The organism is Streptomyces sp. NPDC051243, from assembly GCF_044455405.1.
GTDB lineage: Bacteria > Actinomycetota > Actinomycetes > Streptomycetales > Streptomycetaceae > Streptomyces.
On sequence record NZ_JBITES010000003.1, the window covers coordinates 684,399 to 697,786 of the forward strand.

Here is a 13,388-nt window from a genome sequence, read left to right on the forward strand (position 1 = left end):
GCCGCACATCGACAGTTCCCCCGGGAAAACGCGGCACACCCACGTTCCGATCCTCGCCCCGCACCAGACGGCCCGCAAGCGACGCCTCCCGCCACGGCCCCCCGCGCACGGACGACGGGAACGCTCAGACGGACTCCGCGTCCACGCCCAGCATCCGCCGCAGCAGATCCCGCAGCGCCCGCCGCTCCCCGTCGGAGAGCCCGGCGAGGGGCTCCCTGGCGAAACGCAGGGAGTCCCGGAGGCTGCGCGCCACCTGCCGGCCCTCCTCGGTGGCCGCCGCCAGCTTCACCCGCCGGTCGGCCGGGTCGGGGCGGCGCTCCACCAGGCCGCGGGACTCCAGCCGGTCCACGATGCCGGTCACGTTGGACGGCTCGCACCGCAGCCGCTGCGCCAGCTTCCGCATCGGCAGCGGCTCCAGCGACAGCAGGCTGAGCAGCCGGGCCTGCGCGCCGGTGAGAGCGTGCTCGGCGGCGGCCTCGTCGTACTCCTCGTGGTAGCGGGCCACGACCGCACCGATGAGGTCGACGACTTCGAGGGTCAGCTCATCGGGGCGGTGGGTCTTGGGAGAGGTGGCCATGCCCTCAGCCTACCCCCATTACTTGACATCATGAAATATTCAGGAGCATGGTTGTTTCAGGTACTGAACTAAAACCCTCGCAGTGGAAACCCGCACACCGGAAAGGCGCCCCCCCCATGACCAACCGCGAATGGCACCTGCTCTCCCGTCCCGTCGGCTGGCCCAAGGCCGAGGACTTCGCCCTGGTCGACGCCGAGATGCCGACGCCCGGTGAGGGCCAGGTGCTCGTACGGAACAAGTACCTCTCCGTCGACCCGTACATGCGCGGCCGCATGTCGGCGGCCAAGTCCTACGTCGCCCCCTTCGAGCTCGGCAAGGTCATGCAGGGCGGAGCGGTCGGCGAGGTCGTCGAGTCCAACGCCGAGGGCATCGCCGTCGGCGACCACGTCCTGCACTTCTTCGGCTGGCGCGAATTCGCCGCGGTGGACGCCAGGAACGCCGTCAAGGTCGACCCGCAGGCGGCGCCGCTCTCCACGTACCTCGGCGTCCTCGGCATGACCGGCCTCACCGCCTACGCCGGCCTCCTGCGCACCGCCGCCTTCAAGGAGGGCGACTCCGTCTTCGTGTCCGGTGCCGCGGGCGCCGTGGGCAGCCAGGTCGGCCAGATCGCCAAGCTCAAGGGCGCCTCCCGGGTCATCGGCTCCGCCGGGTCCGACGAGAAGGTCAAGCTCCTGGTGGAGGAGTACGGCTTCGACGCGGCCTTCAACTACAAGAACGGCCCGGTGGGCGAGCAGCTGCGCGAGGCCGCCCCCGACGGTGTCGACGTCTACTTCGACAACGTCGGCGGCGACCACCTGGAGGCGGCCATCGGCTCGTTGAACCAGGCCGGCCGGATCGCCGTCTGCGGCATGATCTCCGTCTACAACAACACCGAGCCCGCCCCCGGCCCGAGGAACCTCGCCCGGCTCATCCAGACCCGCGGCCGCATCGAGGGCTTCCTGGTCGGCGACCACTACGACCTCCAGCCGCAGTTCGTGGGCGAGGTCGGCCCGTGGGTCGCCTCGGGGCAGCTGAAGTACCGCGAGACGGTGGTCGAGGGCATCGAGAACAACCTGGAGGCGTTCCTCGGGGTGCTGCGTGGCGACAACACCGGAAAGATGATCGTCAAGCTCTGACGGTCACCGGCGTCTTCTACGGCTTTCCGGTATGCGGTAACTTCTTTCCGAAACCGTCGTCGATCGTGGGCGCGAGTCGCGGCGGACCGAGGAGGAGAAGACACCGCATGTCCATCCAGCAGACCGACGTCCTCTACACCGCCGTCGCCACCGCCGAGAACGGCCGCGACGGCCGGGTCGCCACGGACGACGGCAAGCTCGACGTCGTCGTCAACCCGCCCAAGGAAATGGGCGGCAGCGGCGCCGGCACCAACCCGGAGCAGCTGTTCGCGGCCGGCTACAGCGCCTGCTTCCAGGGCGCCCTGGGCGTCGTCGCCCGCCAGGAGCAGGCCGACGTCTCCGGCTCGACCGTCACCGCGAAGGTCGGCATCGGCCGGAACGACGACGGCTTCGGGATCATCGTCGAGATCTCGGCGCACATCCCGAACGTCGATGACCAGACCGCCCGGGACCTGCTTGAGAAGGCCCACCAGGTCTGCCCGTACTCGAAGGCGACGCGCGGCAACATCAGCGTGACGCTGGTCTGACACCGTTCGTTGCTACGGAGGAGGCCGCACCCTTGGACGTGGGGTGCGGCCTCTGTCCTGCACGCACGGTGTCTCAGACCGCCGGCGCCGCCCGGTGCACCGCTCTCACGAACCGCTCGTTCTCCGGCGCCGCCCCGCCAGGGAAGGCACAACGCCGCCGAACGTAGCCGTAGGCGACCCCGCTGCGGGGATCCGCGAACGCCTGCGAACCCCCCGCCCCGCTGTGACCGAAGGCCCCCGCGCCCAGGAACGGGTACCAGGTGTCGGCGACCGCCTGGAAACCGAGGCCGAACGATTTGTGCGTACGGGCCACCAGGTCGTAGCCGGTCGAGTGGATCTGGCCGACCTCGGCGATGGTGTCCGGCTTGAGCAGCGGCGGGCGGTCGTCCACCTCGCTGATCGCCGCCGCGTACATACCGGCCAGCCCGCGCGCCGCCGCGACCCCGCCCGCCGACGCGGGCCCCTTCGCGCGCACCGTGCGGGAGTTGGCGTGGTCCACCAGCTCACCCGGATCCGGCACATGGGAGTTGAACGCGATCGACGCCAGGGTGTGCGGACCCGTCGGCACCGAGTCCAGTACGGCCTGCTGCTCCGCAGTCGGGGCCATCGGCTGCACGGAGCGGTAGCGGGGCTCCAGTTCCTCGGGCAGGCCGAGGTGGAAGTCGAGGCCGTACGGTGCGCGCACCCGCTCCTCGTAGACCTCCTGGAGCGTACGGCCCGTGGCCCGCCGTACGACCTCGCCGGTGAGCGCGCCGATGACCAGCGCGTGGTAGCCGAAGGCCGTGCCGGGGCGCCAGAACGGCCGCTGGTCCGCGAGCCGTTCGGCGATGGCCTGGTCGTCGGCCAGCTCCTCCTTGGTGAACCCGGCGTCGAGACCGACCACCCCCGCCCGGTGGGCGAGCAGATCGCGCAGCGTCAGCCCGCCCTTGCCCTCGGCCCCGAACTCCGGCCAGTAGTACGTCACCTTGCGGTCGAGCTCCAGCGTGCCCTCCTGCACGAGCAGCGCGACCACGAGGTGCGCGGCGCCCTTGGTGGAGGAGAACACGCCGTAGAGGGAGTCGGCCTCGCAGCCGTCCCCGACCCACAGGTCGACGACCCTGCGACCGTGCACATAGGCGCACAACTGGCCCTCGTAGTCGGGCAGTTCCCGCCCGACGAACGCGGCGAACTCCTCGCGTACCGCCTCGAAGCCGTCCGCGACGGTGCCGTGGATCTCTTGCGTCATCCGCTCTCCTCATCTGGGCCACTTGCGGGTGCCATGGTGAACAATGCCCGCCCCACCTGCGCGAATTCCCCCTTCGGGTGGTCCCGGAAGAGTGGTTCGGTACCGAAGAGCACCGCGCGCGGACCGCTGATCACCGAGGCCCGGCCCGCCGCGTCCGCGGGGCCGCCGGAGCCGTCCTCCGACGCCCGCCAGTGCCCGGAGACCAGCGGGTTCCCGGTCGCGTACGACTGCTCCACCCGGACCTCGGGGCCGAGGTCCGTGAACCACACGGGCGAGTACACGAAGCCGTGGTCCGGGGCCCCCGACATCAGCGCGCCGCGCGAGTTCACCACCCGCACCACACCGTTGGCGTCCCCGTTGCCCTCGACCGGCTTCGCGGCCAGCAGCCCGGTCGCCGAGCCGAGCGCGGCACCGCCGGCACCCCGGCCGACCAGGCCGTGCCCGGCTAGGAAGGCGTCGAGGGCCGTACGGGCACCGGGGTTCAGGTCGTCGTGGTCGAGTCCCGTCGACACGAACAGCACATCCACCGACGACCAGTCGAATCCGGCGTTCAGCACACCCGTCGAGACCGGGGTGACCTCGAAGTTCATCTCCCGCAGCGCCAGCAGCTCACCCGGCGTGACGGCGGCGGCGACGCGGGTGCGGTGCAGCGGAGTGGTGCCGGTGAGCTTCGTGGCGTGGAAGGCGACGTCGTAGGCGCGAGCCGCCTCCGCCGCCCGGCCGCGAGCCGAGCCCGGCACGATCGCACTGCCGTCGGCGGCGCGGCGGGCCTCGACGCCCTGGCGCAGCAGGGAGTTGAGGGCGGCGATCTCGTTCGGGTCGTCGAGCCGCAGCCGCAGGTCGCCGCGCGGGGCGACGTACGCGACGGGGGCCGCCGCGCGGACGGGGCGCAGCACGCCGCCGTACGGCAGACCCGGCAGCGTCTCGACGGACGCGCCCCACAGCCGGCCCAGGCTCCAGCCCGAGATGTCGTACATCACCGAGACCTTGTCGCTGATGTCCCGCCCGTCCGCGAGGAGCGCGTTCGCGAGACCGCGCTTGGGCTGGCGCATGTCGATGACGTACGAGCCCTCGGCGTACGTCCGGCCGCCGAGCCGGAAGGCGTGTGCCGCGCGGGTGACCCGTATGTCGTTGGCGAGGAGATGGTCGACGAGGCGGGCCGCCGCGGTCGCCGAGCGCTGGTCGCCGCGTCCGGCCGGGATGACGTACGCGCGGGGGAAGGTGGTCGTGTACACGTCCTCGGGGCCGATGCCGGGGACGCCCGGCACGGTCTGCGCGGACACCGGCACCTGCGCGGCGCCCGCCGCTCCCCGCCGGAAGACCTCGATCTGGTCGGCGACCAGCGAGGTCCGCCTCGCCTGGACGAAGTCGAGGGTGGCGCGCAGGGCGGCCCCGGCGACATCGACGTTGATCGCGGACCGGCGGCGCAACTCGGCGACCGGCAGGGCGTTGTAGTCGGCGTTGTTCACCCGCAGCGGGATCTCCACCGTGTGCGCGGCGACCGTGCCGTGGAAGGCCGCGTACTGCGGGGTGAAGATCGGCGGCCAGTCGTCCCAGCCCTCCTCCTGGTCCCGGAACGGGATCTGCGCGGGCTGCACGCCGTCCTTCTCGGGCGTGTAGCCGAGGCCGTTGACGGCGGCCTCCATGCCGAGGGCGTTGGCGTAGGTGTTCTTCAGGAAGAGGTCGTACTCGTAGTTCTCGCCGTGCGGGGGAGTGGTGGGCTCGATGAGCGTGCCGTTGACGTAGCCGTGCACGTCGAGCATGACGGCCGGCTGCTTGGCGGTCATGATCTGCCGCATCGCCCGCACCTCGGGCTGCGAGGCGGTGACGAAGTCCCGGTTCATGTCGAAGCCGTTGGCGTTCGCGCGCGTGCCCGCGATACGGCCGTCCGGGTTGGCCGTGATGTTGAAGTAGAGGCGGCTGTGAGCGAGAAGGTCCCGGGTCCGGTCGTCCTGCGCGGTGGCGAGGCGCTCGATCAGCTCCAGGGAGGCGTCGGTGCCCTCCCATTCGTTGCCGTGGATGTTGTTGTTGACGAAGACGGGCGTCTTGTACGTCTTCCTGATCTCGGGGGACTTGGCCGCGAGGGCGGGTGCGCTCTCGATGAGTTCGCGCATCCCTGCCTGGGCGCGGGCCTGGCGGGCGGTCTCCGGGGCGGTGACGGTGACGAGGTAGAGCCGGTGCCCGCCGGCCGAGCGGCCGGCGACCTCGACGCTCACCCGGTCGCCGAGGGCCTGGAGCGAGTTCAGCTTCGGCGCGATGGCGTGGTACGGGGTGAGGCCGAGCTTGATCGACTTGTCGGCCGGGTTCTCGGGGTCGGGGGTGAGGACCTGCCGGCGCGGATAGCCGCGGCTGTCGTCGGAGATCGCCTCGGAGGCGGTCCCGGCCGTGGTCAGGGCCCGCTGGGCGGCGCTCGCGGGCGTTTGCGCCGCATGCTCGTCCGGCGCGGCTTCGCGGTGGACCGGGGGCGGCCCGGGCTCCGCGCCGGCGGTCTGCGGGGTGAGGAGCAGGGAGCCCGCCGTGGTGAGGGCGAGGGCGGTGATCAGAACGGGTCTCGCAGGAACGGTTCTCGTGGTGCGCACGCGTACCTCCTCCGGAACTTCCAAAGATCGGTACGGCGAGGTGTACCTGTTCGACTCAACCGCAACAAGAGGGAGTTGGTGTCACGGATACCCCGTACGGCCCGTCCGGGGCGTCCGGAGAGGGCATGCTGTGGGCACCGGGCAACGGGTGTGTGACGCGAGGAGAGGGCGGCATGGCAACGATCCCCACGCTCCCCAGCAGGGACGACGTACTTCGCATGGCACGCAGCACGACCGACATCACCGGCCAACTCCTGGACACGGCCGGGAACATCACCCGTATCGCGATCAACACCTTCGACCCCAGGGACGGTTCGGGCGCCGAGGTCCTGCGCGTACTGCGGCAGACCACCGCCGAACTGGCCGAGGCGAGCGCGTCACCGCAGGCCCAGGAGGCCTTCTACCGCATCGTCGAGACCCTCACCCGGCTCGGCAGCAGCGGTGCGCCCCTCGCGGTCCACCCGGTGAGCGAACCCGCGCAGGCCCTGCTGACCGCCCTCGGCGACAGCCTGCTGCCGGTGCTGGACGCGGTGGAGCCGGCGGTCGAGGAGTTCGCGGCGGCACTGGGCGAACTGATCGAGGCGACCTCGCCCCTGCTGCCGGCCACGGCGGGCCTCGCGGCGGGCGCGCTGCTCGCCCTGACGCCGCTGCTGCGCTCGGCGGCGGAGGTCCTGCGCGAGTCGTCCCCGGAACTGCGCCGTATCGCCGACGCGTTGACGGCGGCGCTGGCCCCGCTGATGCCGCTCCAGGTGGCCCTGGCGGAACGCGCGGGCGCCGCCGGAGCGAACGTCGTACGGGCCACCCTCCCGCCGCTCGCCGACCTCACGGAGGCAGCGGCGGCGACCACGAAGGCGGCGCGTCCGGTCCTGGTCGCCGGGGAGGAACTGCTGGTGGCCGGGCTGGAACGGATACAGCCGCTGCTGCTCGCGGGCGCGTCGCAGGCGGGGCGGGTGGCACGGGCGGTGGCGGTACGGGTGTCTGCGGCGGTGAGCCCGGCGGCGGAGCGGGGGGTCGTGGTGACGGTGACGCCCGCGTGAGATGCGGTGGTGACCTTGGGGGAAGGGACTGTGGTGACCTTGGGGGAAGGGCCTCTGGTGACCGGGCCTCGAAAGCGCTGTGACTGTCGTGTGACAAGCCCCGACTAGAGTTCCCTCCATGCGCGATCTTGGTGCCGGTTTCAGGTATCTGCTCAGGGGCCAGCGATGGGTGGCCCGGCACGGCAAGCAGTACGGCTTCGGGCTGATCCCGGGCCTGATCACCCTGGTGCTCTACGCGGCCGCACTGGTCGCGCTCGCGCTGTGGGGCGAGGACTTCGTGGGCTGGTCCACGCCGTTCGCCGACGACTGGTCGAGCCCCTGGCAGGGCCTGTTCCGCGGCTTCCTCACCGCCGTCCTGTTCGCCCTGGGACTGCTCCTGTCCGTCGTCACCTTCACCGCGGTCACCCTGCTGATCGGCCAGCCCTTCTACGAGAACCTCTCCGAGAAGGTCGACCGGGACGTCTCCCCCGACGGCACGGCACCCGAGTCCGGCCTGCCGCTCTGGCGCGAGCTGTGGATCTCGGGCCGCGACAGCCTGCGGGTCGTGGTGCGTGCCGCCCTCTGGGGCGTGCTGCTCTTCGCCCTCGGCTTCATCCCGGTCGTCGGCCAGACCGTCGTACCGGTGATCGGCGTCGCGGTCACCGGCTTCTTCCTCACCGAGGAACTCACGGCCGTCGCCCTCCAGCGCCGCCGGGTCGAACTCCGCGACCGCCTGGGGATGCTCCGCTCCCGCAAGACCCTGGTCTGGGGCTTCGGCACGCCCCTCGCCGCCGCCTTCCTGGTCCCGTTCGTCGCGGTGTTCCTGATGCCGGGCGCGGTGGCGGGGGCGACGCTGATGGCGCGGGAGCTGATGGAGGAGGAGACCCGGACCCAGGAGGAAGCGGCGCCCGCGCCCGACGGAGAGCACGTCAGGTGGTGACCGGGCTGTCCGCCGCCACCTTCAGGATCGCCCGGACCTGGGCGATGATGTCCAGCCGGTTCCGCACGAACTCGGGGTCGGTCACCGACCCCGTCGCCGGGTCCGTGTTGCCCGCCCCGAACTGCAGCACCGGCGTGTGCACATGCCCGCCCGGCAGCGTGTCGTGCAGTCCGAGCCGGTCCCGGAGCAGCGTCGCCCGGTAGGCGATCTCGTTGGACAGGTAGTTCCCGCCGCCCCCGGCCCGCGCGGTGGACCCCTCGGTCGGCCCGCCCGGCCGTACGACCGCCTCCGTGCCTCCCGCCGGGATCTCGGTCACGCTCGTGTTGTCGTACACGGGGAACCGGCCGGTGTCGGCCGCGACGATCTCCTTGTACGGCAGCGTCGTCGACGTCCACTGCGGCTGCGAGGCCGGGTCGGTGACCGGGATCGTCTCGGTCCGGGAGAGGTTCTCGTTGTCGGGGAACCCGCCCCGCCAGGCCCCGTTGGTCCGCTCGATGTCGAACTTCCCGACGCGCCCCTGGCTCACCGTCGTGAACAGGTCGACCTTCCTCAGATACGGCCGCAGCGTCCGCTCCACCGTCCCTTCGGCGAAGTCCTGCCAGCGCACCGGGAACACGGCGGTCTCCACCCGCGCCGGCCCCTCCGCCGTCTGGATCACCGTGCCGTCGAGCGCGAGCGCGGTCGCCCCGGACGGGTTGGAGATACGGATGTCGCGGTCGAGGGTGAAGGGGTCGAAGCCGGTGACCAGAATCCTTCTGATCCCGTCTCCGTGCGGGTAGCCGATGTCGGTCTGGCCACGTGAGGCCCGCTCCACCAGGTCGAGCAGCGCGGCACGCTGACCGTCGCTCAGGCCGAACCCCGGCTCCCAGCCCCGCACATCCCGCGTCATCGACAGCCGCGCCCAGTACAGCGGCCGATCGTCGTCCCGGCTCAGATCACCGCCCGCGGGACCCCGCCCCTGCGCCCGGTCGACGGCCCTGCGCCACAGCGCCGACGCCTCGCGTGCGACGACGAGACGGGCCTGTGCGTAGGAGCGCGCGGCGGCGAGGTCGCGGGTGAAGTCCGCCGCCAGGGCGTCGAATCCGGAGCGGCGCAGGATCTCCTGGGGGACCGCCTTGTCGAGGCGCTGCTCCTCGACGGTCGGCGCGGGCGCCGTTCCGGCGGCGGCCGCCCCGGTCGTCGGAGCCGAGAGGCCGGCCAGCAGGGCGAGGCCGAGGACGCCGATCCGAACGCGTAGGGAATTCAAGGGAGTTCCGGTCCTTCCGTCACGGTGGGGGGTGAGGCAGAGCGTGCGTCGTGCGGGACGCGGGAAGTATCGCGTGGCGGGAGAGGTCTACGCCATGGTGCGGGGAATCTTCCCCGCGGCTTCCCGCAGCGCGCCCACGAACGCCTCCCCGGCCGCAGTCGGCGACCGCCCCCTCGCGGTCGCCGCGTACACCGCCCGCGCCGGGGCGCCCTCGTCCAGCACCGGCAGCAGCGCGACGTCCGGCCGCACGGACTCGGCGGCCAGTGCGGGGACGAGCGTCACGCCGAGGCCTGCGGCGACGTAGCCCTGTTTGGCGGTCCACTCGCCGACGACGTGCGCGACACGCGGCCGGAAACCCTGCCGAAGGGCCGCGTCGAGGAGGGTGCCCTCGGGGCGGGAGCCGCCGGAGATCCAGTCCTCGTCGGCCAGTTGACCCAGCCGGACGGGCCGGCCCTGGTCCACGAGGGGGTGCCCGGCGGGCACGGCGACGTACAGGGACTCGTCGAGGAGATGGTGGAGTTCGTACGCCTCCAGCGGGGCCCGGCCCGTGGTCGAGACGACCGCCAGATCGAGATGTCCGGCGGTCAGGCGGTCCAGGAGCGCCGGGGTGAAGCCTTCCTCGCGGGTCACGTGCACGTGTGGGTGCCGCGCGCGGAAGGCGGCCAGCGCCTGCGGCACCAGCGCCGCGTCGGCCGTGGCGAAGGCCCCGAACCGCAATCTTCCGCCCGTGACCTCGCGCAGGGCGGTGAGTTCGCCCGCCGCGGCGTGCAGCGACTCCGCCACGGCCTCGGCATACGGCGCGAGAACCCGCCCGGCCTCGGTGAGCCGTACACCCCGGGGCAGCCGGTCGAAGAGCGGGGCGCCGCCCAACTCCCGTTCCAACGTGGCGATCTGACGGGACACCGCCGATTGCGTCCACCCGAGGGTCCGGGCCGCGCCGGTGAAGGAGCCGTGCCGGACGACCTCCAGGAAAGCCCTCAGCCAGACGGTGGACACCTCGGGGAGCTCATGGTGATTCGGCATGACAGCCATGCTGGACATTCGCTTGTCGCATCTCAACTCCGAACCTAGCGTCGAAGGCATGCAGATCACCCTCGACAACCCGGCCTCCGCACCCCAGCCCCTTAGCCCGTACTACTCCCAGGTCGCCCGCGTCGAACACGCCGACGGCAGCGCCCTGTTGTTCCTCTCCGGGCAGATCGCCGAGGGCGCCACCGTGGCCGAACAGACCCGCGGCATCTTCGAGACGATCGCCGCGCTGCTGGAGCCCCACGGCGCGAGCCTGGCCGACATCATCAACATCCGCACCTGCCTCACCGACATCGGCACCCTGCAGGAGTACGGCACCGTACGCCGGCAGTTCCTCACCGGCACCCCGCCCACCAGCATGACCTTCGAGGTGCCGAGGCTGTTCCGGCCGGAGGCGCTGCTGGAGGTGGAGGTCGTCGCGGCCGTCAGCCCGGGATCTCGCCCAGCAGCGTGAGGAAGTCCGGGGCGGTCGCCGTACTCGGCAGCGCGCCCTTCTGTGCGGCTGAACCGCCGCCGCTCTCGCGGACGTGGTTGCTCGCCGTGGGGGTTCCTCAATCGATGGTTGCGGTTTCGAGCCCTTCGCCGTGGCCCAGGAAGGATTGAGACGTGTAAGTGACTCAACGAGGAGGCACCGCGATGGCGGGAACCCGCACCCAGGCCGACGCAGCTCGCGAGGCGGTCGTCGAGGCCGCTCTGGCCCGGCTCGACCTCGACGCGAAGGCGCGGCTGCTCTCCGGCCAGGACATGTGGACCTTGCCCGAACTCCCCGAGATCGGTCTGCAGTCCCTCGTCATGTCCGACGGTCCGATCGGCGTCCGGGGCGTGCGCTGGACTGCCGACGACCCGTCCGTCGCGCTGCCCTCACCCACCGCCCTCGCCGCCACCTGGGACCCCGGACTCGCCCACCGGGCCGGCACCCTCCTCGCCCAGGAGGCGCGCCGCAAGGGCGTGCACGTACTGCTCGCCCCGACGGTCAACCTCCACCGCTCCCCGCTCGGCGGCCGCCACTTCGAGGCGTACAGCGAGGACCCGTACCTCACCGGGACGATCGGCGCGGGGTATGTGAACGGCGTCCAGTCCGGTGGCGTCGGCACCACCGTCAAGCACTTCGTCGCCAACGACGCCGAGACCGAGCGCTTCACGGTGAACAACCTGCTCTCCGAACGCACCCTGCGCGAGCTGTACCTGGCACCCTTCGAGCTCATCGTCGCCAACGCCCACCCCTGGGGCATCATGACCGCATACAACACGGTCAACGGCACGACGATGACCGAGCACCACTACCTGGTGAACGAGGTCCTGCGCGGCGAATGGGGCTTCGACGGCTTCAACGTCTCCGACTGGGTCGCCGCCCGCTCCACCGTCGGTGCCATCGAGGGCGGACTCGACGTCGCCATGCCCGGGCCCGACACCGTGTACGGCGACGCCCTCGCCCAGGCCGTACGGGACGGCAAGGTATCGGGGGCCAAGGTCGACGAGGCGGTGCGCAACGTCCTGCGGCTCGCCGCCCGGGTCGGCGCCCTCGACGGCGCCGAACCGGTCGTCACCGAACTCCCCGAGGCCGTCGACGGCACGCAACTGGCCCGCGAGATCGCCCGCCGCTCGTTCGTCCTGGTCCGCAACGAGGGCGGTGTCCTCCCGCTGCGGCCGAACGGCACGGTCGCGCTCATCGGGGCCGCGGCCCGCGACGCCCGTGTGCTCGGTGGCGGCTCCGCCACGGTCTTCCCGGCGCGGATCGTCTCCCCACTCGACGGCCTCACCGCCGCCCTCCCCGAGGGCATCCCGACCTACGCCGTCGGCGCCTACCCGAACACCGAACTCTCCGTCTTCGACACGGGCTTCGCACTGCGCGCGGTGTGCCGCGACACCGACGGGAACGTCATCGGCTCCGACTCCGCCCCGGGCGGCCAGCTCAAGTGGATGGGTCCGTCGGCCCTGCCCGACGGGGTCACGCACGAGCGGCTGCACACCGTCGAGCTGACCGGCACCTTCACCCCGCGCGAGAGCGGCCCGCACACCTTCGGCATCCAGGGCATCGGTACCTTCACGCTCACCATCGGGGGCACGACGTACTTCGACGACGTCCAGAACCCTCCCGAGGACGACCCCTTCATCACCTTCTTCGGCGAGCCCACACCCCGCGCCCAGGCCGAACTCACCGCCGGCGAACCGGTCGACGTCTCCCTCACCTACGTCGTCGAACTGCCCGAGAACGCGCCGATGCGGGCGATCATCTTCGCCCTCGCCCACCAGGAGCCGCAGCGCGACCCCGACGAGCTGATCGCCGAGGCCGTCGAGGCGGCCCGCGGCGCCGACACGGCCGTCGTCGTGGTCGCCACCACCGAGCGTGTCGAGTCGGAGGGCTTCGACCGGACCGACCTGACGCTGCCCGGCCGCCAGGACGACCTGGTACGCGCCGTCGCCGCTGTCAACCCCCGCACCGTCGTGGTCGTCAACTCCGGCTCCCCGGTGGAACTGCCCTGGCGCGAGGACGTCGCCGCCGTGCTGCTGAGCTGGTTCCCCGGCCAGGAGGGCGGCGCGGCCCTGGCGGACGTCCTCACGGGGGCGCACGAGCCGGGCGGCCGGCTGCCCACCACCTGGGGCTCCCTGGCCGACGCCCCGGTCAGCCAGGTCGTCCCGTCCGACGGCGAACTCCCGTACACCGAGGGCGTCTTCATCGGCTACCGCGCCTGGGAGAAGGAGGGCCGGGTCCCGTCGTACCCCTTCGGGCACGGCCTCGGCTACACCGACTGGACATACGAGTCCGCCAAGGCCGAGGGCACCACGGTCACGGTCCGCGTCCGCAACTCCGGCGAGCGCGCCGGGCGCGAGGTCGTACAGGTCTACCTGGCGCCGGTGGAGGCGGACGCCGACGCCGAGCGTCCGGCGCGATGGCTGGCCGGGTTCGCGGGCGTGGAGGCGGGACCGGGGGAGAGCGTCGAGGCGGTGGTCGAACTTCCGCGCCGGGCCTTCGAGACGTGGGACGAGAAGACCAATTCGTGGATGTTTGTGAAGGGTTCGTACGAGATCCAGGCCGGGCGCTCGATCGCCGACCGCCGACTGGCCGTGACGATTAACGTCTGACGCGGGAGAAGTACCCCAGGAACAGCCCCGGTCCGGTACCTGACGCCCGG

Annotated in this window: 11 protein-coding genes; 6 read left to right on the plus strand and 5 right to left on the minus strand. The window is 71.9% G+C overall.

What is annotated here, in order from left to right; translation table 11 throughout:
- Positions 1–124 precede the first annotated feature (124 nt).
- Positions 125–577, minus strand: a complete 453-nt coding sequence (locus tag ACIBAG_RS10335; protein ID WP_399103152.1) for a MarR family winged helix-turn-helix transcriptional regulator — start codon at positions 575–577, stop codon at positions 125–127.
- Positions 578–693: 116 nt separating this feature from the next.
- Between ACIBAG_RS10335 and ACIBAG_RS10340 the strand changes: the two genes are divergently transcribed.
- Together ACIBAG_RS10340 and ACIBAG_RS10345 are read left to right on the plus strand one after the other, a co-directional pair.
- Positions 694–1,692: an NADP-dependent oxidoreductase gene (locus tag ACIBAG_RS10340; RefSeq protein WP_399103155.1), complete on the plus strand. Its 999-nt coding sequence runs from the start codon at positions 694–696 to the stop codon at positions 1,690–1,692.
- Between the two features lie 107 nt (positions 1,693–1,799).
- Complete coding sequence (locus ACIBAG_RS10345; RefSeq protein ID WP_399103157.1) at positions 1,800–2,219, plus strand: organic hydroperoxide resistance protein; 420 nt, start codon at positions 1,800–1,802, stop codon at positions 2,217–2,219.
- Positions 2,220–2,292: 73 nt separating this feature from the next.
- Here ACIBAG_RS10345 and ACIBAG_RS10350 read toward each other — a convergent pair whose 3' ends face one another.
- Together ACIBAG_RS10350 and ACIBAG_RS10355 are read right to left on the minus strand one after the other, a co-directional pair.
- Entirely contained in the window at positions 2,293–3,444 is a 1,152-nt protein-coding gene (locus ACIBAG_RS10350) for a serine hydrolase domain-containing protein (RefSeq protein ID WP_399103160.1), read from the minus strand.
- On the minus strand, positions 3,441–6,023 hold the full coding sequence (locus ACIBAG_RS10355; protein ID WP_399103162.1) for a M14 family zinc carboxypeptidase: 2,583 nt from the start codon (positions 6,021–6,023) through the stop codon (positions 3,441–3,443). Before ACIBAG_RS10355 ends, ACIBAG_RS10350 begins: the two co-directional genes overlap by 4 nt.
- Before the next feature lie 173 nt (positions 6,024–6,196).
- Between ACIBAG_RS10355 and ACIBAG_RS10360 the strand changes: the two genes are divergently transcribed.
- Positions 6,197–7,060 carry a hypothetical protein gene (locus ACIBAG_RS10360; protein ID WP_399103164.1) on the plus strand — a complete coding sequence of 288 codons (864 nt, stop codon included), beginning with the start codon at positions 6,197–6,199 and terminating at the stop codon, positions 7,058–7,060.
- Positions 7,061–7,178: 118 nt separating this feature from the next.
- Positions 7,179–7,979 carry an EI24 domain-containing protein gene (locus ACIBAG_RS10365; protein WP_399103167.1) on the plus strand — a complete coding sequence of 267 codons (801 nt, stop codon included), beginning with the start codon at positions 7,179–7,181 and terminating at the stop codon, positions 7,977–7,979.
- Here ACIBAG_RS10365 and ACIBAG_RS10370 read toward each other — a convergent pair.
- Together ACIBAG_RS10370 and ACIBAG_RS10375 are read right to left on the minus strand one after the other, a co-directional pair.
- Positions 7,969–9,225, minus strand: coding sequence for a pyroglutamyl peptidase (locus ACIBAG_RS10370; protein ID WP_399103169.1), 1,257 nt, complete (start codon positions 9,223–9,225; stop codon positions 7,969–7,971). The two genes, ACIBAG_RS10365 and ACIBAG_RS10370, sit on opposite strands and share 11 nt — an antisense overlap.
- A gap of 87 nt (positions 9,226–9,312) precedes the next feature.
- A complete protein-coding gene (locus ACIBAG_RS10375) occupies positions 9,313–10,257 on the minus strand; it encodes a LysR family transcriptional regulator (protein ID WP_399103171.1) in 945 nt (314 codons plus the stop codon).
- Positions 10,258–10,306: 49 nt separating this feature from the next.
- Here ACIBAG_RS10375 and ACIBAG_RS10380 point away from each other — a divergent pair, with 49 nt between their 5' ends.
- Together ACIBAG_RS10380 and ACIBAG_RS10385 are read left to right on the plus strand one after the other, a co-directional pair.
- Positions 10,307–10,708 (plus strand): RidA family protein, encoded by a 402-nt coding sequence (locus ACIBAG_RS10380; RefSeq protein ID WP_399103174.1) that lies wholly within the window; start codon positions 10,307–10,309, stop codon positions 10,706–10,708.
- 182 nt (positions 10,709–10,890) lie between these two features.
- Positions 10,891–13,338: a beta-glucosidase H gene (locus ACIBAG_RS10385; protein WP_399103176.1), complete on the plus strand. Its 2,448-nt coding sequence runs from the start codon at positions 10,891–10,893 to the stop codon at positions 13,336–13,338.
- Positions 13,339–13,388: the final 50 nt, after the last annotated feature.